Raw genomic sequence first — 21,746 nt, 5'->3', positions numbered from 1 at the left:
AGTATGACACAACGTATTGAAGATCTTTCGATTGCAACAATTCGTACTTTATCAATCGATGCGATTGAAAAAGCAAATTCAGGTCACCCAGGTATGCCAATGGGAGCTGCTCCAATGGCATATACATTGTGGACAAAATTCATGAACATCAATCCAAAGAATCCAAACTGGTTCAACCGTGACCGCTTTGTATTATCAGCAGGACACGGATCGGCACTATTATACAGCTTGCTTCATTTAGCTGGATATGACTTATCAATTGAAGACCTTAAAAACTTCCGTCAATGGGGAAGTAAAACACCAGGTCATCCAGAGTTCGGTCATACAGCAGGTGTTGATGCAACAACTGGTCCACTAGGACAAGGTATTGCAATGGCTGTTGGTAAAGCAATGGCAGAACGTCATTTAGCTGAAACATACAACAAAGAAGGTTTAGAAATTGTAGACCACTTTACGTATGGTATTTGTGGTGACGGAGACTTAATGGAAGGTGTATCTGCTGAAGCAGCTTCATTAGCGGCACACTTAAAATTAGGACGTTTAGTTGTTTTATACGATTCAAATGATATTTCTTTAGACGGAGATTTAGATCGCTCGTTCTCTGAGAACGTAGAAGATCGTTTCAAAGCTTACGGATGGCAAGTAATCCGCGTTGAAGACGGCAATGACTTGACAGCGATTGCAAACGCAATTGAAGAAGCAAAAGGCGATTTAACACGCCCAACGCTAATTGAAGTAAAAACAACAATCGGATTTGGTTCTCCAAACCACGCGGGTACTTCTGGCGTGCACGGTTCTCCATTAGGTTCCGATGAAACAAAATTAACAAAAGAAGCTTATGCATGGACATTTGAAGAAGATTTCTATGTGCCAGAAGAAGTGTATGCTCACTTCAAAGCTACAATTGCTGAAGATGGCCAAAAGAAAGAAAACGAATGGAACGATGTATTTGCACAGTATAAAGAAAAATATCCTGAACTAGGTCGTCAATTTGAACTAGCAGTAGAAGGAAAGTTACCGGAAGGCTGGGAAGAAACGCTTCCAGCATACGAAACGGGTTCAAGCTTAGCTAGCCGTGCTTCTTCTGGAGAAGTATTAAACGCAGTAGCACAAGCTGTACCTCAATTCTTCGGCGGTTCAGCTGACTTGGCTGGCTCAAATAAAACAATGATTAAAGGTTCAGAAGACTTCACTGCAGCTGATTACAGCGGACGTAATATCTGGTTCGGTGTACGTGAATTTGCAATGGGAGCTGCATTAAACGGTATGGCTCTACACGGCGGTGTAAAAGTATTCGGAGGAACATTCTTTGTATTCTCTGATTATCTTCGCCCAGCAATTCGCTTAGCAGCTTTAATGAAGCTTCCTGTAACATATGTATTCACACATGACAGTATCGCAGTTGGAGAAGACGGCCCAACACATGAGCCAATTGAACAATTGCCATCACTTCGTGCAATGCCAGGTCTTTCAGTGGTTCGTCCTGCAGATGCAAATGAAACAGCTGCTGCATGGCGCTTAGCATTAGAGTCAACTGACCGCCCAACGGCGCTTGTATTGACTCGTCAAAACTTGCCAACGCTTGAAGGTACAAAAGAAAATGCATACGAAGGCGTGTCTAAAGGTGCATATGTTGTATCTAAAGCTGGTAAAGACCAAGCGGATGCATTAATACTTGCAACAGGCTCTGAAGTAAGCCTAGCAGTAGAAGCACAAAAAGCATTAGCTGCGGAAGGCATTGACGTATCTGTAGTAAGTATGCCTGCATGGGATCGTTTCGAAGAGCAATCTGCTGAGTACAAAGAAAGTGTTATCCCTAAATCAGTGAAAAAACGTTTAGGTATTGAAATGGCTTCTACACTTGGCTGGGAACGTTATGTTGGAGACGAAGGACAAGTTCTTGGTATTAATCACTTTGGTGCATCTGCTCCTGGTGAAACAATCATGAAAGAATTTGGTTTTACAGTTGAAAATGTAGTAGCAAAAGTGAAAAGCTTGCTTAATGCATAATTCTTTTTCATAAGAAAGAGCAGACTCCTGTGGTCTGCTCTTTTTTTTCGACAAAAAAACAAAGGAATTTTTTCATCGATAGACAAGCATTGCGTACACCATTCGGTATAATGGTACAAAAAAGAACGAGCCGAAAGGGAGGATGAATCGTGAGAACGTATGAAGTATATTTAATGGAGGAAGAAGTTGCATCATCCTATTTTCGAAGAGAAAAGCTCATTTATCAGCTGCTGATTGAATATAGAATGAAACGTCACTTGCAGGAAACGCACTTACAAAAACAAGTTCATTACATTACTCGCCAACTGCCCATTTCATTTATTCAACGAGAATTGCTTCAGGCGTTTTCTCATTATCCTCATTTTTTTACTCATCAAGAGACGTTTGTGCTGGAATATCCTCATAAAAAAAGTCGAGCATCTATAAAATTAACGAATCGCTGTATAACAATTGAAGGAGATGGCAATGTTGATGCTGAGACAGCTTTTTTTGAAGTATTACGCAAGCTAGATCCTTGTTTTTTAGCAGTGAATTATGGAACGGATGAATACGGCTGGCTGAGGCCTGTGAAAACAAGAAAATTTGTGTAATTATTTAAGGAAATTGGAACGGAAATATTGTATAATAGCGTATGGTCTAGTACACTGTAAGTTAGACAACACGAAGGAGGAAGTAATACCATGGGAATGTATATTCTAGTTGGTGTTCTAGCATTAATTGTTGGGATAGCGCTAGGATTTTTCATTGCTCGTAAGTATATGATGAGCTATCTGAAGAAAAATCCACCAATTAATGAACAAATGTTAAAAATGATGATGATGCAAATGGGCATGAAACCATCGCAGAAAAAAATTAACCAAATGATGAAAGCAATGAACGGCCAAATTAAATAATGGTTAATTGGACAGACACTCTCTATTCAGAAGGGTGTCTTTTGTTTTATGATAGAGATAAGAAAATGGTTGTGGGGCTAGGGGGATACAATGAAAATTTTTCGAGAGTTATGGTGGTTTTTCAAACAGGAAAAAAAGTCTTACATAACGGGGGTAGCGCTGCTCATGATCGTGGCAGCATTAGAACTTCTCCCGCCTAAAATTATTGGTTTAACGGTAGATGGCATTAAAGAAGGGACGCTGAATGGAAAGCGTTTAATGCAGATGGTTTGCATTTTGCTAGGAGCTGCTGTTGTGGCCTATTTCACGAGATACATATGGCGTATTATGATATTTGGTTCATCTGTTAAACTAGCCAAGCAGCTGAGAAATACCCTCTACACTCATTTTACCAAGATGAATCAGGCCTTTTATCAACGCCGGCGAATTGGGGATTTGATGGCCCATGCAACAAACGATATTCAAGCCATTCAACAAACTGCAGGTTCGGGCGTTTTGACACTCGTGGATTCCATTGTTACAGGAGGGCTTGTTCTATGCACAATGGCCCTCACAATCAGCTGGAAATTAACGCTTATTTGCCTTATTCCTATGCCGCTTATGGCCGTTTTAACAAGTTACTATGGTACATTGCTTCATGCGCGGTTTCATCACGCACAAGCAGCATTTTCTACTTTAAATGATAAGGTTCAAGAAAGCATTAGCGGAATTAAAGTCATTAAGACGTTTGGGGAAGAAGCAGCTGATGTCGAAGAATTTCGCATCAAGTCTGCAGATGTTGTCCAAAAGAACATGAAAGTAGCCCGAGTAGATGCATTGTTTGATCCGACCATTTCGATTATTGTAGCACTTTCTTTTTTACTTGCTCTTATTTTTGGCAGCAAGATGGTTATTAGTGAAGAGTTAACACTGGGGCAGCTTGTTACCTTTACAACTTATTTGGGTCTTCTTATTTGGCCGATGCTCGCGTTTGGCTGGCTATTTAACATTGTGGAACGTGGAAGAGCATCATATGACAGGGTATTTTCTTTATTAAAAGAAGAAAATTCGATTGAAGAAGCAGCGCATCCTAGTGTTGAAATGCCAACAGGAAATATTGAAGCTGTTATTCATAGGTTTTCGTATGGTAAAGAAGACGAATATACGTTAAACGACATTTACTTTACACTTTCTCGCGGTCAAACGTTAGGTATTGTCGGAAAGACGGGTGCTGGGAAGACCACGCTTTTGAAGCTGCTGCTTCGTGAATTTGATGTAAGAGACGGAGCTGTTTTATGGGGAGGAAAAGATATTAAAGACTATGCTTTTGATTCATTGTACAAAAGCCTTGGATATGTTCCTCAAGATCACTTTTTGTTTTCAACAACAGTTGCTGATAATATCGCTTTTGGAAAAAGAGAAGCAAGCAATCAAGAGATTAAAGAAGCGGCTAAAGTTGCCAATGTACATAGAGACATCCTTGATTTTACAGATGGCTATCAAACAATAGTAGGCGAAAAAGGCGTTTCGTTATCGGGTGGACAAAAACAGCGTATCTCGATTGCAAGAGCTCTTCTATTAGATCCTGAGCTTTTAATTTTAGACGACTCGCTATCAGCGGTAGATGGAAAAACGGAAGCGGGTATTTTACAAGCGCTGAAGCAGAAACGTCAAAATCGAACAACGATTATTACAGCACATCGGCTGAGCTCGGTTACTCATGCAGACCTGATTCTTGTACTTGATAAAGGGAAAATTATTCAGCGAGGAACTCATGAGGAGCTGCTTAGCGTGAGCGGCTGGTACCAGGATATGTACGATAGACAGCAGCTTGAACGTGCGGTAGAAGAAGGAGAGACGAAAAATGAAAATTGAGCATTCTTCGGTACATAAACGTCTGTTTCGCTATACAATTCCGCATAAAAAATCATTTTTTTTAGCGTTCACACTATTATTAATTGCTACGGCTGCGGATTTATTAGGGCCCATTTTGATTAAAATTTTCATTGACGATTATTTAACTCCTAAGTATTTGCCTCTTCAGCCTCTTGTGTGGCTTGCAAGCAGTTATTTGCTTTTACAGCTTTTAAAAATTGTCGTTCAATACTTTCAGCTGCTGCAGTTCCAAAAAATTTCGCTTCAAATTATTCAGCAGATTCGAATTGACGTTTTTTCTCATGTTCATCGCCTGGCTCTTCGCTTTTTTGACAACACCCCCACAGGAAGCCTGGTATCTCGAATTACAAATGACACGGAAGCCATGAAAGAAATGTTTGTGGAAGTCATCGCGGTTTTTATTCAAAATGGGGTGTTTTTAGTCGGTATTTTTATAGCCATGTTTATGCTAGATGTGAAGCTGGCTTTTTATTGTTTAGTTCTTCTCCCGTTCATTTGGGGACTTATGAAGCTTTATCAGCGTTACAGCGCTATTTACTACGGACAGCTTCGAGAGAAACTAAGCCAGTTAAATGCCAAGCTTCATGAGTCTTTGCAAGGCATGTCTATTATTCAGTTATTTCGTCAAGAAAAGCGGCTGCGCTCGGAATTTGAAGAAATCAATGATGAACATTACAAAGCGGGGATGCGCAATATTAAGTTGGATGGTTTGCTGCTAAGGCCGGCAGTCGAAATTCTTTACATTTTAGCCGTTATTCTTGTGCTCAGTTATTTTGGTATTTCCGTAGCTGACAGTCCTGTTAAAATTGGTGTTCTTTACGCGTTTATCAACTACTTGGATCGTTTTTTTGAGCCTGTTAATGAAATGATGCAGCGTCTTTCTATGTATCAGCAAGCGATGGTATCAGCCTCTCGGGTATTTGACTTGATGGATGAAAAAGAAAAAAATCCAGTCATGGCAGGAGAACAAAAGCAGGGGGTACAAAAAGGAACGGTAGCATTCAGAAACGTAACGTTTTCCTATGATGGTGTTCGAGATGTACTTTCTGATATATCGTTTACGGTAAATGAAGGAGAAACAGTGGCTTTAGTAGGCCATACGGGAAGCGGGAAAAGCTCCATCATTAATTTATTAATGCGTTTTTATGAGCAGCAAAAAGGAGACATTTTGATCGATAATAAACCGCTATCGTCTTTTTCAAATAAACAGCTTCGAGATGAGGTAGGGCTAGTGCTTCAAGATGCCTTTTTATTTGCAGATACCGTAAAACGAAATATTACGCTGCACGAAGACCATTTTTCTGATGAACAAGTAAAAGCAGCGGCGGAATTTGTGCAAGCTCACGCATTTATCGAAGCTCTTCCTAATAAGTATAATGAAGTGCTAGTCGAAAGAGGTTCCACTTTATCAAGCGGCCAGCGTCAGCTCTTAGCATTTGCAAGAACGGTCATCCGGAATCCTAAAATCCTTATTCTTGATGAAGCAACAGCACACATTGATACAGAAACAGAAGAAGCGATTCAAGAAGTGTTAAGAGATATGGGAAAAGGCCGTACAACAATTGCGATTGCCCATCGTTTATCCACTATTCAACACGCCGACTGTATTTTAGTACTGCATAAAGGAAAAATCGTCGAAAAAGGCACACATACTGAACTGCTAAACAAAGGCGGTTTGTACTATAATATGTATCAGCTTCAGCACAGTGAAAAAGAGGAGAATTTCAGCAAAGAAACAGGAGTAAAAGAGACTTATACAGAATTGATAGAGTGAAGGCAAAAAAAGAAACAACCTTCATGGAGAGGTTGTTTCTGTCGTTTGAGCAGGGAATTCATTGTAAACGTTTAATAAATGATCTAATTCTTGACTATGTTTAATAGCAGGTGGAGAGTTTAATCCACTTACTCGGACTATGCGGATGAGTTCTTCTCGTTTCTTTTCAATCGCTAATAGAATATCTTTTTTGGCCAATGCTATGTATCCCTTCTAACAAGTCGTTTACCTAATTATACAAGATAATGGTACTATTTGAAAGAAGTGAGATAAGACAATTTGGTTACAAAATGGTAACGAAAAAGAACAAAAAGAACAAAAAAGGGAAGTGTGAAATGTGGGAGATTTAAATTTGTTTTTGGCATTTGGCGCAGGTTTTTTATCGTTTATTTCACCTTGCTGTTTGCCTTTATACCCAGCTTTTTTATCGTACATAACGGGAGTATCAGTTAGGGAGCTAAAGGAAGGCGCTAAGTCGCATCAGCGAAAAGCTTTTATTCACACAGCTTTCTTTTTGCTTGGGTTTTCTGTCATTTTTATTATGATTGGTTTTGCGACGTCTTTTATTGGTCAGTGGTTTTTTAACTATAAGGATTTAATCCGGCAGATTGGCGCTATTCTTATTATTTTCTTTGGTCTAGTTGTACTAGGGATTTTTAAGCCTCGCATTCTTATGCAAGAACATAAGCTTAGATTCGCAAATAAGCCGGCTGGTCTCTTAGGTTCTTCTTTCATAGGCATGGCGTTTGCTGCGGGTTGGACTCCGTGCACGGGCCCTATTTTAGTATCGGTTATGGCGCTTGCAGCGACAAACCCAGGCTCTGGCCTTTTGTATATGATAGCTTATTCACTTGGATTTTCTATTCCATTTTTTATCATGACGTTTTTTATTGGGAAAATGAACTGGTTAAAAAAACATATGGATTCTATGATGAAAGTTGGCGGATACGCAATGATTGGCATGGGATTTATTTTGTATTTTGACTGGATGACAAAAATTATTATTTATACAACGAGCGTATTTGGAGGGTTTACGGGCTTTTAAAAAGGGAAAATGATACAAAAAAGAATCTGATAATTGACAGATTCTTTTTATTTTTCAAAAGACAAAATAGTTACTTTCGCTCTTAGGAAATATACAAGAATATGGGGTAAAAAAATATATAGAAAAAATTTATTTTTACTATATCTTCTATAAATACGGAGTGATACAATGAAATCGTCATATTTTTAATTGTTAAAAAGAGGTGTGTAAATTGAAAGATATTTTGTTAATCTTGCTTTTGCAACTGATCTATGTACCGATCTTGACGCTGCGCACAATTTTTTTAGTCAAAGGTATGAGTATGTATGCCTCAGTTTTTGGATTTGTTGAAGCGTTAATTTATGTATTCGGCTTATCTCTTGTATTTTCAGGAGATCAAAGCACGCTTGCTATGGTTGTATATGCAGTTGGGTTTGGAGTGGGAATTATCCTTGGAAGTTATATCGAATCTAGGCTTGCTATCGGATATACAACATTCTTAGTTAACCTTATGACCAAAAATGAAGAGTTGATTAACCGCCTTCGACAGGAAGGTTTTGGTGTTACTGTTTACCAAGGAGAAGGAAGAGACAGTGCACGCTATAGATTAGACATTTTAACAAAAAGAAGTAGAGAAGAAGAGCTATTAGCATTCATTGAAGAATATGAGCCTCGTGCTTTCATTATTTCATACGAGCCGCGTAAATTTAAAGGCGGGTTCTTACTAAAAGCAATGAAAAAGCAAAAACAAAAGCAAAAAGCAAAAGCAGATATCACCTCTACTAAATAAAACCAGAAGAGATCCTCTTCTGGTTTTTTGTTGCACTTTTACTTCTGATGTTTTTTGGATTATAATATAAGTAAACACTAAACTATAGTAAAGGAAGGATTTCATTGGTTATTGCTTCAACACTTGTCGCAATTTTTATGGCTTCTTTCATATTAGTTGTTCGAATGAAAGCTGCTGATAAACCAACGAATGCAAAAAAAATTATACTTCCGCCTTTTTTTATGAGTACGGGAGCGTTAATGTTTATTTTCCCAATGTTTCGAGTAACGGGTGCAGAACTGCTTGAGGCGTTAATAGCAGGCATGATTTTCTCAATCCTGTTAATTAAAACGTCTAAATTTGAAATTCGTGACGATCATATTTACTTGAAGCGTTCAAAAGCTTTTGCATTCATTATTATTGGTTTGCTTATTATTCGAATTGCAATGAAAATATATTTAAGTTCTTCAATTGATGTTGGCCAGCTTGGCGGTATGTTCTGGATTTTAGCATTTGGTATGATTGTACCTTGGCGCATTGCGATGTACACATCGTACAAAAAGCTCGAACGAAAGCTGCATAATGATCGTCTTGCTAATACAACAATATTAAACTAAAAAAGGTGGCTACGCAGCCACCTTTTTTGATTTAAAATAAATGCTGATAGGGGACGGCATCTATTTTTTGTTTTTTTAATGTTTTTAATAAAAATTTATGATCACGTTTAGGCGTAGCTAAAATGTATCCACGTACGATTAAGTCTTCCGTTATAGAGGCTGCTTGTTCTTCAATTGCGAGTTCCCCAATTTTCCCCGCGATTTTTTGTTTGGCTACATCGCGAAACAGTTCAGGTACTGGTTCAACAAGAACGTTTAATAGCTGCTTTTGATCAGCTGACCAAAGGTGGACGGTTTTGGAAAGATAGTGATCTTGCCAATCAAGCTCAGACATGCCGTCTTCTTTTGGTAAGCGCTTTAAAAACTTCCTGAACATAAAAAATCCGCCGATAGCAAACATGCTCATTAAAAAGACTACCCAAAATAAAATAACCCATAAAAACCAGCCCTCTAGCATATTTTTCACTCCTTTATAAAGAGGTCACTCCTAATATTACTATATTTATACATTTATTATAAAAGCCTTGTTCCTTTTATGGCAATATAAAATTCCTGTACTTTGTGCGAGAGGGAAGTCTTTTTTGACTCATCGATAAGTTTATATAGACTCATTAATGAGTGAATTATCGTTAGAATTGTCTAAAAATGCTTATTTTTCAGCTTTTTAAAAGTTGGCACGTTTTTTGCATATAAACTAATTGAAGAATTATTTAATATGAGAGGAAGATAAAAATGAGTCAAACTTTTAGCAAAGTAGCAACAAATTTACCGGGAGAAAATGCAAAGCAATTATTAGATAGAAGACACCGTGCCATTCCGAAAGGTGTAAGTTATGGCATTCCGACATTTGCTGATACGGCTGAAGGGGCGATCGTTAAAGATGTCGATGGCAATACGTTTATTGATTTCGTAGGCGCAATTGGCACAATCAATGTAGGACACAGTCATCCAAAAGTAAAAGAAGCGCTTCACAAACAAGTAGACCGTTTTATTCACACAGGATTTAACGTAATGATGTATGAGTCATACGTAGAGCTTGCAGAAAGATTAGCAGCAATTGCCCCTGGTGAATTTGACAAGAAAGTATTACTTTTAAATAGCGGAGCAGAAGCTGTAGAAAACGCAGTGAAAATTGCTCGTAAATATACAAAGCGTCAAGGAATTATTTCCTTTAACCGCGGTTTCCATGGCCGTACATTAATGACAATGACAATGACAAGTAAAGTAAAACCATATAAATATGAATTTGGACCGTTTGCTCCTGAAGTATACAAAGCTCCATATCCTTATGAGTATCGCCGTCCACAAGGATTATCAGTTGAAGCATACGAAGATTTCATGATTACAGAATTTAAAAACTTCTTAAATACAGAAGTAGCACCGGAAACGATTGCAGCTGTTGTAATGGAGCCGATTCAAGGTGAAGGTGGCTTCATCGTTCCAGGTAAACGTTTTGTGCAAGAAGTGTATCAATTATGTAAAGAGCACGGAATTTTATTTGTATCAGATGAAATTCAAGCAGGATTTGCACGTACGGGCCGCTACTTCGGTATTGAACATTTTGACGTGGCGCCTGATTTAATTACGGTATCAAAATCACTAGGAGCTGGCGTACCAATCAGCGGTGTCATTGGCCATGCTGAAATCATGGATGAATCTAATCCTGGTGAGCTTGGTGGAACGTACTGCGGAAGTCCTCTTGGATGTGAAGCAGCCTTAGCTGTACTTGATATCATTGAAGAAGAAAAGCTAAACGAACGCGGTGAGTACCTTGGAAAAGTAGTAACATCACGATTTGAAAAACTAGCAGAAAAATATGACTGTATCGGTGATATTCGCGGATTAGGAGCGATGTCTGCTATCGAGCTTGTAAAAGATCGTGAAACAAAAGAAGCGGACAAGGAGCTTACACAGCGTATCGTAAAAGAAGCAAACAAGCGTGGATTATTACTGCTTAGCGCAGGAGTATTTGGAAACGTTCTTCGTATCTTAATGCCAATTGTTATTACGGATGAGCAGCTGGAGGAAGGCTTAGCTATTTTTGAAGCAGCACTAGAAGCAAGCGTGCAGCAAACGGTTCAAGTATAAGAGAAACTGAGGCATGAGTGAAGAGAGGGCTCTTCACTCATTCTTCATGAATCACAAAGGATGGGTATGTTTGGACACTCTATTTATAGATTTTTCATTTTCTGATAAAATAAAATAATAATTATTTTTTGACGAAAAGGTGATTCAAATGACCATTCATAAAAAGCATATTCAGCAAATTAACGACGAACTTTACGATATATTTGAGTCATCATTTGATGAAATCTTTGTAACTGATGCGAATGGATATGTGTTAGTTGTAAATTCAGAGTGTGAAAAAAACTATGCTTTGAAAGTGGAAGATTTTATTGGAAAGCACGTAAAAGAACTGCAGGAAATGGGTATTTTTTATCCTTCGGCCACGTTAAAAGTGATTGAATCCAATCAAGCGATTGAATTGGTTCAAAAAACAAACTCCGGCAGGTATCTTCATGTGCGGACAAGGCCGGTATTTACAAACGACGGTCATTTAAAAAGCGTTATTAGCTATTCACGAGATCTCACAGACTTGATGGAATTAAAACGAAAAGTAGAAGAGATGGAAGAACAGCTTGAAAACTATAAAAAAGAGTTAAACGAAGCCGTCGATTTAGAAGGCATCGTGACAAAAAGCGAAGCGATGAAAAAAGTTTTTTCAACCATTCAACGAGTTGCTTCTGTAAATACAACCGTTCTTTTACTTGGAGAAACAGGAGTAGGAAAAAGCAGAGTAGCAAAACTGCTTCACCAGCTTAGTACAAGAAAACAGCAGCCGTATCATGAACTTAACTGTGCAGCGCTACCCGAACAGCTTATTGAATCAGAGCTATTTGGCTATGAAGGCGGTACGTTCACTGGAGCATTTCGAGAAGGGAAAAAAGGGATCATTGAGCTTTCCAACGAAGGCACGCTTTTTCTAGATGAGATTGGTGAACTTTCTCTTTCGGCACAAAGTAAGTTGCTCCACGTGCTGCAAGACCGTACCATTCGTCCCGTGGGCTCAACAAGAGCAGTATCAATAGACGTACGAATCATTGCTGCTACGAATCAAAATCTAGAACAAATGGTGGAAGAAGGAAAGTTTAGACGTGATTTGTACTATCGGCTAAACGTAGTGCCGATTATCATACCTCCTTTACGAGAGCGAAAAGAAGATATTCTGCCGCTTGTCTATCAGTTTCTTCACCATTTTAATACAGTATACGAACGTAATGTACGTTTATCACCAAAGGCGTTAGATGCGTTCTTAGGACAAGAATGGAAAGGAAACGTTCGTGAAGTGGAAAATATCATTGAGCGTCTGGTTGTTACAGGTGAAGAAATGATTACGCTTAAAGATTTGCCTTTTGCAAAAGAGTTTGCTGTCGATCCACCTGTCCATACGCTTCCTGAAATGATTGAACATGTGGAAAAAGAGATGGTCATAAAGGCGTTTGAACAGCATAGGTCGTCTTACAAAGTAGCGGAACAGCTTGGTATTAGCCAATCACAAGCGAGTCGTAAAATTCGAAAGTACGTTTCGGACAGCACAGAACAGTGAGTAGATAAATTTAAGCAGGGAGTGAAGAAATATGAAGCAAGCAAACTTATATATTAACGGAGAATTTGTTTCAGCAAATGATACATACGAAGTGGTAAATCCAGCAACAAATGAAGTAGTGGCTACTGTTGCAAAAGGTGGAGAAAAAGAAGCGAAGCTAGCAGCAGATGCTGCTTATGAAGCGTTTCAAACATGGTCTAAAAAAACAGCAGAAGAGCGCGGTAAATTATTATTTAAATGGCATCAGCTGATTGAAGAACATACCGATGAACTTGCTGAAATAATGACAGTCGAACAAGGCAAGCCTCTTAAAGAAGCAAAAGGTGAAATTGGCTATGCCAACGGATTCGTTTCATGGTACGCAGAAGAAGGAAAACGCATTTACGGAGAAACAATCCCAGCTTCTTCTCCTAATAAACGATTATTTGCTCATAAGCAGCCTGTGGGAGTCATGGCAGCTATTACACCTTGGAACTTCCCGGCAGCTATGATTACGCGTAAAGTAGCGCCAGCTTTAGCAGCTGGATGTACAGCGGTTATTAAACCGGCAGAACAAACGCCACTAACGGCTCTTCGACTAGCAGAGCTGGCACAAGAAGCGGGTATTCCAAAAGGCGTAATTAATGTAGTTACGGGAGATGCAAAAGCGATTGGAGAAGCGTGGCTTCAAGATGGACGCGTACGTAAACTATCGTTTACGGGCTCTACAGAAGTAGGTAAACTGCTAATGCGCGGAGCAGCTGATACGGTTAAAAAAGTGTCTTTAGAATTAGGCGGACACGCTCCGTTTATCGTAACAGCAAATGCTGATTTAGATAAAGCAGTAACAAATGCAATTGCTTCTAAATTCCGTAACGCTGGTCAAACATGCGTATGTACAAACCGCATCTACGTGCACGAATCTGTTGCTAAACCGTTCGCAGAGCAGTTTGCAGCGGCTGTTAGTCAGCTGAAAGTCGGAAACGGCTTAGAAGAAGGTACGGATATCGGACCTCTGATCGATGAAAAAGCGTTAGAAAAAGTAAAGCGCCACTTAGATGATGTTGTAGCAAAAGGCGGAAACGTCTTAACTGGAGGGGCTGTACGCGAAGAAGGAAGCGGACTTTTTGTTGAGCCTACGGTTGTAAATGGTGCAACAGACGATATGCTTTGTATGTACGAAGAAACATTCGGGCCAATTGCTCCAATTGCGACGTATCAAACAGAAGAAGAAGTTATTCGCCGTGCAAATAACTCGCCTTACGGATTAGCAGCTTATGTGTTCACTGAAAATATTTCAGAAGCTATTCGTATTGCTGAAGCTTTAGAATATGGTATTGTAGGACTAAATGATGGACTACCTTCTACACCACAAGCGCCGTTTGGCGGCTTTAAAGAAAGTGGACTTGGACGTGAAGGCGGACATTACGGAATTGAAGAATACTTAGAAGTAAAATATATTTCTTTAGGCTTTTAACAAAAAGTGATTTCGCTTTCCTGCGAAATCACTTTTTTTAGTAATAGTACACGTGGGGAATTTGTGCATGGATTGATTGAAAATTCATGAATAAAAAACAAAATTCTTCTAGAGTACAGCATTCAAGATCTTCGCAATCGTGAGAGTTAAAAAAATCTTCAAGTATAGTTGCCTCCACGTCTTTAAATAACCAGTGGTGTTCAACATCCTCAAAATTGCCGCGATAAACCTCACTTAACCCATAGAAGTCGAATATATCTTCCAACTGCTTCTGTTGCATAGCCATCCCTCCTCTTCCTAGTATAAGAAAAAGAAAGAGATATTAAACAAGCCGTCATACTACTTTGTTTTTTTTATAAAATCTCGTATAGTTAATAGTAATGACAAGCAAAGGAGTTTCGGTATGTTTACATATATCACGTTATTTGGTTTTCTTGGATTCGCTGTGTATTCGAGTACGTGGATTTATTCTATTGTCAAAAAAGATGGAAGAGCAAAGAAAAATGGAAAGGGTACTCTTATTAGTTTTCTTGTGATGCTTATTGGGTTAGTCGGTCTGCAGCTTACGTAATCATAGATTATTTTGACATTTTTACCACCTTCACTTATAGTTAACGTTGGGCGAACATATGTGTGATTTTGTTCACAGTGCTTGCCTTAAGTTGAAAAAGAAAGAAGGTGGCATATTTGAGATATCACACACATATTGCAACATCGATTGCTGCCGGTGCCGGTGTGGCTATAACAGGAGACGCTTCGTTTACATTTCCTTATGTTGTAGGCATTGCGATTGGAGCGCTGCTTCCTGATATTGATGAACCAAATTCATATATTGGTAGAAGATCTCTTGGTCTCGCAAAAGTCATTAAATCTATTTTTGGACACCGAGGTATTACGCATTCTATTCTTGCAAGTGGACTTATTTTTTATTTACATACGATGTATAACAACGATTTTACATTAGGGATAGCCTATGGATACGCTTTTCATATTCTTGGAGATTTCTTTTCTAAACGAGGGGTACCTTTTTTCTCTCCTCTTAGCAAGAAGAAGTTTAAGCCTCCTTTAACATATGAAACAGGTGGTGGAGCAGAGACTCTCATCTTTTACCTGGCAGTGATAGGAAGTTTTTATATGCTTTATAAGTATCAGCTGTACACTCAGCTGTTTTAAAGGAAGAAGAGGCTGGGACAACAGTATGTTAGCTGAGGTGAATGACGAACCATTGATCAAAATATTTGATCGGTGGTTCGTTTTTTATTGGAATGGTAAACGTGGGTGTTATCTGTTTTGTTGCTTCTAGTGGTTGACTGGAGGGCAAAGCGAAGACTCCTGCGGGAAAAGTAGACTAAGACTAGATACGACCCCGAAGGAGCCTAGCGACGAGAAGGCTCATCGGCCGCCCGCGGAAAGCGAAGCCTTGTACTGATATCAACAGCAGTGTCATAAGCGAGCGAGCCGTGCGATCTCATTTGTTCGTCTTTAAATGGAAGTGATTTAGTTATGTCTCAATCTCTCTTTTAGGCTTCCACTACGTAAAGTTCAGTCGTTTTCATAGGAAGGGTAATGGTAATACTTGTGCCGTCATTTTTTTCACTGGCTACATGAAAAAAACCATTATGTTCGTTAATAATTTTGTTGCAAATTGTTAGTCCTAGGCCTATTCCTCGTTCTTTTGTTGTATAAAAAGGCTCTCCTATATGAGGGATACGCTTTGAATCAATTCCACATCCATTGTCTTTTATCACAATGCACAGCGTTTCTCTAGCTGATTTTTCAATTGATACTGCCAGCTTGCCGCCGCTTTCCATCGAATCAATGGCATTTTGTATAACATGAATAAATACTTGGGTTAGCTGTGTTTTTTGTCCACTAATGAGCAGGGGATGTTCTTTTGGATAATGGCGAATGATGTGGATGTTTTTGACTCCAGTAGCCGGTTCAAATTGCTTTAATACCTCATCTAACAAGTCGGTAATAACAAGGTTGTCTGTATATACGTACTCTTGTTTAGCTAAACTCATAAACTCTGTGATAATATGTTCAATTTGTGAAAGTTCATGCTGAATGAGATCTCGATAAATCATTGTTTTTTTCGGTTGCTGTGTCTCACTGAACAGTTGTATAAACCCTTTAATGGTTGTTAAAGGATTTCTAACCTCGTGTGCGATACTTGCAGCAAGGTGACCAATGACAGAAAGTTTTTCTGAATTTCGGATCTTTTTCTCTGCTTGTCTTTTTTCTGTTACGTCTCGTGAGACAAATACAAACCCTTCGATTTCTCCCGTAGATGTGATAATTGGAGCGCCTTTACATTCTAATAAAACGATGGTGCCGTTCACATGAAACTTTCGGTATTCAAATGTGGAGGCCTCTTTTGTTTTGCTCATGTTAGCTAAAATAGTGGAGATTATGTGTTTGTCTTCGGGATACGCATTGATAAGCACATGTTGTCCAATAAGTTCATCGGGATAAACGCCTAACGTTTTAGCGTAAGAAGGAGAAGCGTATTCATAAATCCCATCTTCAGTAATAGCACATACTAAATCATGGGTATGAGATAAAATAGCTTGATGCTTTGGTTCATTGTCATCTGTAATGATTCGATCTTTTAATGGATAAAAAAGCTGATCTTCTTGGTTGGTGAAGGTGTGCCGAACTTGAGTGCCGCACATTCTACAAAAATTATAATCTTCCTTATAGTTACAAGAAGGACAAACGGACATCGAATCACTCCAATCAGATCTATGCAATGAGAGAGTTCTCAAGCATATATAATCATTATTATATATTCAAATTATAGGAAAAAATATGAAAAATCAAATGTGCTATAGGGAGGGGAATAGGGCTTGAAAACCCTATATAGAGATTTCAAATACATGTTTTTAGTTGCAAATAGATAAGAAAGGGAATTTTTTACACGTTTAAAAAATTCAGCATATCAAATAAGAGGCGTGATTTACCTCTTATTTGATATGCTGATAATGCTCTAGCGCGCGCTCTCTAGCTGCTTTATGATCGACAATTGGAGCCGGGTATGTTTTATTAAGTGTAACGTTTGCTTTTTCTAATACGTCTGCTGGGGCCTCCCAAGGTTTATGAATATAAGAAGAAGGAATATCCTTAAGCTCTGGAAGCCACTTTTTAATATATTCTCCTTCTTTATCAAATTTTTCTGATTGAGTAATTGGATTAAAAATACGAAAATATGGCGCGGCGTCTGCACCCGAGCCTGCAACCCACTGCCAGCCCATTGTGTTATTAGCTAAATCTGCGTCTACTAAGGTATCAAAAAACCAATTTGCTCCGTGTTTCCAATGAATTAAAAGGTGCTTTACTAAAAAGGAAGCAGCTACCATTCGAACTCGATTGTGCATAAAACCTGTTTCCCACAGCTCTCGCATTCCGGCATCGACAAGGGGATAGCCGGTTTTTCCATTTTTCCAAGCTTGAAGCTCTTCATTGCCGTCAGCCCACTGAAATTGCTTAAATTTTTCATTAAGCGGTTCAGTTGTAGTGTGCGGGAAATGATAAAGCAGCTGATAAGCAAAATCTCTCCATATAAGTTGACGAATAAACATTTCAGCTTGCTGTTCAAAAGCATCAGAACGTACTTTTTCAGCTTTAGTTCTCAAATAATGATAAAGGACTCGAGCTGAGAGCTGTCCTGTGGCAAAATAAGGAGATAGAAACGAATTTAATGCTTCAGCAGGAAAATCCCGTCCTTTTTCATAATGAAGCAGCTTATTCTTTAAAAACGTTTTGAAGACATCCACAGCGCCTTTTTCCGTAGCTTCCCACGTTGACCTAATCGTTTCATCCCACGGTATGCTTGGAAGCAAATCGAGATCGGAGACTGAAAGAGACTCAACAGGTTTAGAGGAAGCCTGTATGGAAGTAACTTTTTTTACAGCAGAAGATACGGAATGTTTTTGAGAAGCTTTATAATAAGCTGTAAATACTTTATAAGGGTCTCCATTTTCTTTTGTGATTTTCCAAGGTTCATGAAGGAGAAATCCCTCAAATGTGCGAATATTTATTTGTTGCTCTGAAAAAAAAGCTTGAAGCTCTTTATCTCTTTTTAGCGCATGTGGTTCATAGCATCTATTCCAATAAATATCTTGTGCATTCGTTTCATGGAGTAATTTTTGCAACACATCTTTAGGGTTTCCTTTTTGTACAATCAGCGTTCCTTCTATTTTTTCAATCGAGGTTTTAAAGTCATTCAGCGCATGGTGAAGCCACCATTTACTTGCACTTCCCATTGAGCTTTCTTCATAGTCGTCATGGATATAAATAGGTACAACTATTCCTTCTTTAGCTGCGTGAAATAGAGCTGGGTTATCAACCAGCCGAAAATCTTTTCGAATCCATACGATAATGGTTTTATTCATCATGTGCCACCTTTCTATCTGCAATTTGCCTCGATTATAGCTTTTTTCTTATACGTTCTACAATTTTGAATGTGTAGAAGGCCTATTTTCTTATGGACGAATTTCAGATTGATGGTAAAAAGAATAACGTAAACAGAGTAAGAGAATGGGAAGGAGCCCTTAAAAATGAGAAATTCGTATGGAATGAAACAAACCGGACAACCGATATCCAATCCATATATGCAAGCAGCACCTAAACCTGCTAAAATGCCGCCTATGCCTTCTGCAAAAGAAATGCAGGTAATGCCGATGCAAGAAGGCGCAAATCAAATGCCAATGCATGGAGAAATGCCGCCGATGCAAAAAGAAATGAATCAAATGCCAATGTACGGAGAGCTACCGCCAATGCATGAAGGAATGGGTCAAATGTCGATGCAAGACGGAATGCCAATGCACGGAGGAATGGGTCAAATGCCGATGCAAGGTGGAATGCCGCCAATGCACGAAGGAATGGGTCAAATGCCGATGCAAGGTGGAATGCCGCCAATGCACGGAGGAATGGGTCAAATGCCGATGCAAGGTGGAATGCCGCCAATGCACGGAGGAATGGGCCAAATGCCGATGCAAGGTGGAATGCCGCCAATGCACGGAGGAATGGGTCAGATGCCGATGCATGATTGCGGATGCCGCGATTTATCAGCACCAGTTGATCATCAGCAGCCTCATTCTTTAAATGATTGGATGTTCATGCAACAAACAAATCCACGTTCTTTTTAATAAACCCTTTACCCTAGATAAAAGGGATGTATTTTTGAATCTTTAGTATAAATATAGAATTTTATTAATTGAAACGTCATGAGAAAAAGAATAGTTCTTACTCTTTTTCCATGACATTCAATTTTTTGAAAATATTAATCACATCTTTTGGGTGTTTTCTTACATAAGAGAGTTTGGTAGAGTTTTTTAAGTATAAATACAGGGAAAAGAAGGCAAAAGCTCTATATTAAAGGGGAAAGGGTGTTTTTAGAATGATATTAGAAGTCACAGCTGCAACCTTACATGATGCTAAAGTTGCCCAGGAACATGGTGCCGATCGTATAAGCCTTGTAACTGGAATCGGTGAAGGCGGCTTAACCCCAAGCTACGGTTTGATGAAAAAAGTGAAAGAAACGATACATATCCCAATATTTGTGATGATTCGTCCGCATAATCAATCTTTTCAATATGATGAAGATGACTTGCAAACAATGATTGAAGATATTCACTATGCAAGAGAAATTGGCATTGATGGAATTGAAATGGGCTGTTTAACAGAAGACAAAATTATTGATGAGCAAGCTTTAAAGCGACTGCTGGATGCGGCAGGAGAAATGAATGTAACGTTCCACTTAGCATTTGATGAAATCAGTGATCAAGAAAAGGCGCTTGAAACGCTTTTAAGCTATAAGCAAATTCAGCGTGTCATGACTTCAGGAGCGGATAAAAGTGCACTAAACGGTATTCCTCATATTAAAAAACTGTTAAGAAGAATGAAAGATAAAGATATTATTTTAATCGGGACAAAAGGGCTGAAACCTGAAAATCTTCAAGCGTTCTTATCCGTTACTCCCGTGAAAGAAATTCGTATTGGTTCAGGAGTTCGAGTGAATTGTCAATATACGAAACCGCTTGACCCAAGGAGTGTAAAAGCTGCAAAAGAGACGATGAATAAACAAAAGTAACAGAAGTGCTACAAGAAATTGTAGCACTTTTTTATTTGCAAATAAAAAAGGACTTATGACATAGTTTTCCCCAATTGGAAAACATCACAAAGCCTATTAAACCCTTGATACGTATAAGAATGCTAAATTTTTAAGCGTCTAGAGTGGAATAGGAATAATTTCATATTTTCAGAATAATCATTGACAGTGATAATCATTATCATTTATTGTTGTAATTGTTAATGAAAATCATTATCAATTGAATAAACAGGAGGATATGATATGTCAACGTCAACGAAACAACTTACATCAAATGAAATGCTGCTTGCTATGCAAAATGAACGAGAATCCAATGCAAGGTCTTATCCGAGACGCCTTCCTATTGCAATTAAGCAAGCAAAAGGCGCCGTGATCACGGATATGGATGGAAAAGAGTATATTGATTGTTTAGCCGGAGCCGGTACGCTTGCTCTAGGTCATAACCATTACGTAGTTCATGAAGCAATTCAAGACGTTTTAGCAAAATCTATTCCTTTACATACATTAGATTTAACAACGCCTGTGAAAGAAGCTTTTGTTGATGAAGTATTCGCTAGTTTACCAGAAAACTTTGCAAATAAAGCGAAAATCCAATTTTGCGGTCCAACTGGAGGAGACGCGATTGAAGCGGCTTTGAAGCTTGTAAAAACAGCAACAGGCAACCGAACGATTTTATCTTTTCAAGGGGGATATCACGGCTCCACGCACGGAACGTTAAGCATCAGCGGTACAACGAGTCCCAAAAAGCACATTCATGCACTAGTACCTGATACACATTTTTTACCTTATCCATATGAATACCGCTGCCCGTTTGGCGTAGGTTCGGAAGGCCACACGTACATTAGTACATATATTGAAAATATGCTGGATGACCCGGAAAGCGGAATTGTGACTCCAGCGGGTGTTGTAGTAGAAATCGTACAAGGAGAAGGAGGTTCTGTTCCAGCGCCGATTCCATGGTTAAAAGAGCTTCGCCGAATCACAAAAGAACGAAATATTCCGCTTATTGTAGATGAAGTTCAAACTGGAATTGGACGAACAGGAAAGCTGTATGCATTCGAACACGCTGATATCGAACCGGATGTATTAGTACTATCTAAAGCAATTGGAGGTAGCCTGCCTTTATCCGTTGTTCTGTATGATAAAAGGCTGGATCAATGGGAAGCGGGTGCACATATCGGCACCTTTAGAGGAAATCAGCTTGCGATGGCTACAGGACAAGCCACTCTGCAATTTATAAAACAAGAAAACTTACCTGCACATGCTCATGAATTAGGAGCTTATATTCAGAGTCAGCTAAAACATATCCAAAAGCAAGTATTCTCAATTGGTGATGTACGCGGAAGAGGTTTAATGCTGGGCGTTGAAATCATAGACGCAACAAAGCCGGCTAATAAAATCGGCAGTCATCCTGCAAACGGTGAGTTAGCTAAGCTGATTCAAAAAGAATGTTTCGACAGAGGCGTCATTTTAGAAGTGGGCGGAAGACATGGTGCTGTTATTCGTCTGCTTCCTCCATTAATTTTAACGAAACAACAAACCGATGAAGTGTTAACAAGATTTGAAGAAGCGATAAAAGCAGCAGAAGAGAAGTGGGTGAATAAATAAA

21 protein-coding genes are annotated in these 21,746 nt (G+C 38.9%); 16 read left to right on the top strand and 5 right to left on the bottom strand.

Translation table 11 applies throughout. From position 1 onward, the window contains the following. Positions 1 to 3: 3 nt before the first annotated feature. From tkt to LJC66_RS20730, 5 genes are all read left to right on the top strand, one after another. Positions 4 to 2,010 carry a transketolase gene (gene tkt / locus LJC66_RS20750; RefSeq protein ID WP_013058774.1) on the top strand — a complete coding sequence of 669 codons (2,007 nt, stop codon included), beginning with the start codon at positions 4 to 6 and terminating at the stop codon, positions 2,008 to 2,010. Between the two features lie 149 nt (positions 2,011 to 2,159). Further along, positions 2,160 to 2,600, top strand: coding sequence for a sporulation inhibitor of replication protein SirA (gene sirA / locus LJC66_RS20745; protein WP_013084721.1), 441 nt, complete (start codon positions 2,160 to 2,162; stop codon positions 2,598 to 2,600). A 90-nt stretch (positions 2,601 to 2,690) separates the two neighbouring features. Continuing rightward, positions 2,691 to 2,903, top strand: coding sequence for a YneF family protein (locus tag LJC66_RS20740; protein WP_013058772.1), 213 nt, complete (start codon positions 2,691 to 2,693; stop codon positions 2,901 to 2,903). Positions 2,904 to 2,993: 90 nt separating this feature from the next. Then, positions 2,994 to 4,757: an ABC transporter transmembrane domain-containing protein gene (locus LJC66_RS20735; protein ID WP_195696019.1), complete on the top strand. Its 1,764-nt coding sequence runs from the start codon at positions 2,994 to 2,996 to the stop codon at positions 4,755 to 4,757. Further along, the gene (locus tag LJC66_RS20730) at positions 4,747 to 6,552 is read left to right on the top strand and encodes an ABC transporter ATP-binding protein (RefSeq protein ID WP_230933474.1); all 1,806 of its coding nucleotides are present in this window, start codon (positions 4,747 to 4,749) and stop codon (positions 6,550 to 6,552) included. Before LJC66_RS20735 ends, LJC66_RS20730 begins: the two co-directional genes overlap by 11 nt. A 21-nt stretch (positions 6,553 to 6,573) precedes the next feature. Here the strand turns inward: LJC66_RS20730 and LJC66_RS20725 are convergent, their stop codons facing one another. After that, positions 6,574 to 6,750 carry an aspartyl-phosphate phosphatase Spo0E family protein gene (locus LJC66_RS20725; RefSeq protein WP_014458520.1) on the bottom strand — a complete coding sequence of 59 codons (177 nt, stop codon included), beginning with the start codon at positions 6,748 to 6,750 and terminating at the stop codon, positions 6,574 to 6,576. A gap of 139 nt (positions 6,751 to 6,889) precedes the next feature. On the opposite strand from LJC66_RS20725, the gene LJC66_RS20720 reads away from it, so the two are divergent. The 3 genes from LJC66_RS20720 (at position 6,890) to LJC66_RS20710 (ending at position 8,962) form a co-directional block, all read left to right on the top strand. After that, complete coding sequence (locus LJC66_RS20720) at positions 6,890 to 7,597, top strand: cytochrome c biogenesis CcdA family protein (RefSeq protein WP_230933473.1); 708 nt, start codon at positions 6,890 to 6,892, stop codon at positions 7,595 to 7,597. Positions 7,598 to 7,808: 211 nt separating this feature from the next. Then, positions 7,809 to 8,366 carry a DUF2179 domain-containing protein gene (locus LJC66_RS20715; RefSeq protein WP_013058767.1) on the top strand — a complete coding sequence of 186 codons (558 nt, stop codon included), beginning with the start codon at positions 7,809 to 7,811 and terminating at the stop codon, positions 8,364 to 8,366. 104 nt (positions 8,367 to 8,470) lie between these two features. Continuing rightward, positions 8,471 to 8,962, top strand: a complete 492-nt coding sequence (locus LJC66_RS20710) for a CcdC family protein (RefSeq protein WP_013058766.1) — start codon at positions 8,471 to 8,473, stop codon at positions 8,960 to 8,962. 31 nt (positions 8,963 to 8,993) lie between these two features. On the opposite strand, the gene LJC66_RS20705 is transcribed toward LJC66_RS20710, so the two are convergent. Further along, positions 8,994 to 9,419 carry a DUF2621 domain-containing protein gene (locus LJC66_RS20705; protein WP_013058765.1) on the bottom strand — a complete coding sequence of 142 codons (426 nt, stop codon included), beginning with the start codon at positions 9,417 to 9,419 and terminating at the stop codon, positions 8,994 to 8,996. A gap of 275 nt (positions 9,420 to 9,694) precedes the next feature. Here LJC66_RS20705 and gabT point away from each other — a divergent pair, with 275 nt between their 5' ends. From gabT to LJC66_RS20690, 3 genes are all read left to right on the top strand, one after another. After that, a complete protein-coding gene (gene gabT, locus LJC66_RS20700; RefSeq protein ID WP_230933472.1) occupies positions 9,695 to 11,050 on the top strand; it encodes a 4-aminobutyrate--2-oxoglutarate transaminase in 1,356 nt (451 codons plus the stop codon). 148 nt (positions 11,051 to 11,198) lie between these two features. After that, entirely contained in the window at positions 11,199 to 12,569 is a 1,371-nt protein-coding gene (locus tag LJC66_RS20695) for a sigma-54 interaction domain-containing protein (RefSeq protein ID WP_230933471.1), read from the top strand. A gap of 31 nt (positions 12,570 to 12,600) precedes the next feature. Continuing rightward, the gene (locus tag LJC66_RS20690) at positions 12,601 to 14,025 is read left to right on the top strand and encodes an NAD-dependent succinate-semialdehyde dehydrogenase (protein WP_230933470.1); all 1,425 of its coding nucleotides are present in this window, start codon (positions 12,601 to 12,603) and stop codon (positions 14,023 to 14,025) included. Positions 14,026 to 14,062: 37 nt separating this feature from the next. On the opposite strand, the gene LJC66_RS20685 is transcribed toward LJC66_RS20690, so the two are convergent. Next, entirely contained in the window at positions 14,063 to 14,305 is a 243-nt protein-coding gene (locus LJC66_RS20685; RefSeq protein WP_028410878.1) for a hypothetical protein, read from the bottom strand. A gap of 123 nt (positions 14,306 to 14,428) precedes the next feature. Here LJC66_RS20685 and LJC66_RS20680 point away from each other — a divergent pair, with 123 nt between their 5' ends. After that, the gene (locus LJC66_RS20680) at positions 14,429 to 14,596 is read left to right on the top strand and encodes a hypothetical protein (protein ID WP_014458527.1); all 168 of its coding nucleotides are present in this window, start codon (positions 14,429 to 14,431) and stop codon (positions 14,594 to 14,596) included. A gap of 116 nt (positions 14,597 to 14,712) precedes the next feature. Further along, positions 14,713 to 15,198 carry a metal-dependent hydrolase gene (locus LJC66_RS20675; RefSeq protein ID WP_013084711.1) on the top strand — a complete coding sequence of 162 codons (486 nt, stop codon included), beginning with the start codon at positions 14,713 to 14,715 and terminating at the stop codon, positions 15,196 to 15,198. 347 nt (positions 15,199 to 15,545) lie between these two features. Here LJC66_RS20675 and LJC66_RS20670 read toward each other — a convergent pair whose 3' ends face one another. Beyond that, positions 15,546 to 16,751 (bottom strand): ATP-binding protein, encoded by a 1,206-nt coding sequence (locus tag LJC66_RS20670; protein WP_230933469.1) that lies wholly within the window; start codon positions 16,749 to 16,751, stop codon positions 15,546 to 15,548. A gap of 240 nt (positions 16,752 to 16,991) precedes the next feature. Continuing rightward, positions 16,992 to 18,419 carry a cryptochrome/photolyase family protein gene (locus tag LJC66_RS20665; protein ID WP_374199238.1) on the bottom strand — a complete coding sequence of 476 codons (1,428 nt, stop codon included), beginning with the start codon at positions 18,417 to 18,419 and terminating at the stop codon, positions 16,992 to 16,994. Positions 18,420 to 18,584: 165 nt separating this feature from the next. Between LJC66_RS20665 and LJC66_RS20660 the strand changes: the two genes are divergently transcribed. The 3 genes from LJC66_RS20660 (at position 18,585) to LJC66_RS20650 (ending at position 21,745) form a co-directional block, all read left to right on the top strand. Next, positions 18,585 to 19,175: a polyadenylate binding domain-containing protein gene (locus LJC66_RS20660; RefSeq protein WP_230933467.1), complete on the top strand. Its 591-nt coding sequence runs from the start codon at positions 18,585 to 18,587 to the stop codon at positions 19,173 to 19,175. Between the two features lie 251 nt (positions 19,176 to 19,426). After that, complete coding sequence (locus tag LJC66_RS20655; RefSeq protein WP_195696027.1) at positions 19,427 to 20,119, top strand: copper homeostasis protein CutC; 693 nt, start codon at positions 19,427 to 19,429, stop codon at positions 20,117 to 20,119. Between the two features lie 261 nt (positions 20,120 to 20,380). Continuing rightward, positions 20,381 to 21,745, top strand: a complete 1,365-nt coding sequence (locus LJC66_RS20650) for an aspartate aminotransferase family protein (protein ID WP_195696028.1) — start codon at positions 20,381 to 20,383, stop codon at positions 21,743 to 21,745. Position 21,746: the final 1 nt, after the last annotated feature.

The sequence above is a fragment of the Priestia sp. TSO9 genome (genome assembly GCF_021029645.1).
Lineage (GTDB): Bacteria > Bacillota > Bacilli > Bacillales > Bacillaceae_H > Priestia > Priestia megaterium_E.
The sequence above is the reverse complement of the archived record's forward strand: the minus strand, read 5'-3'. Positions and strand labels throughout refer to the sequence as shown.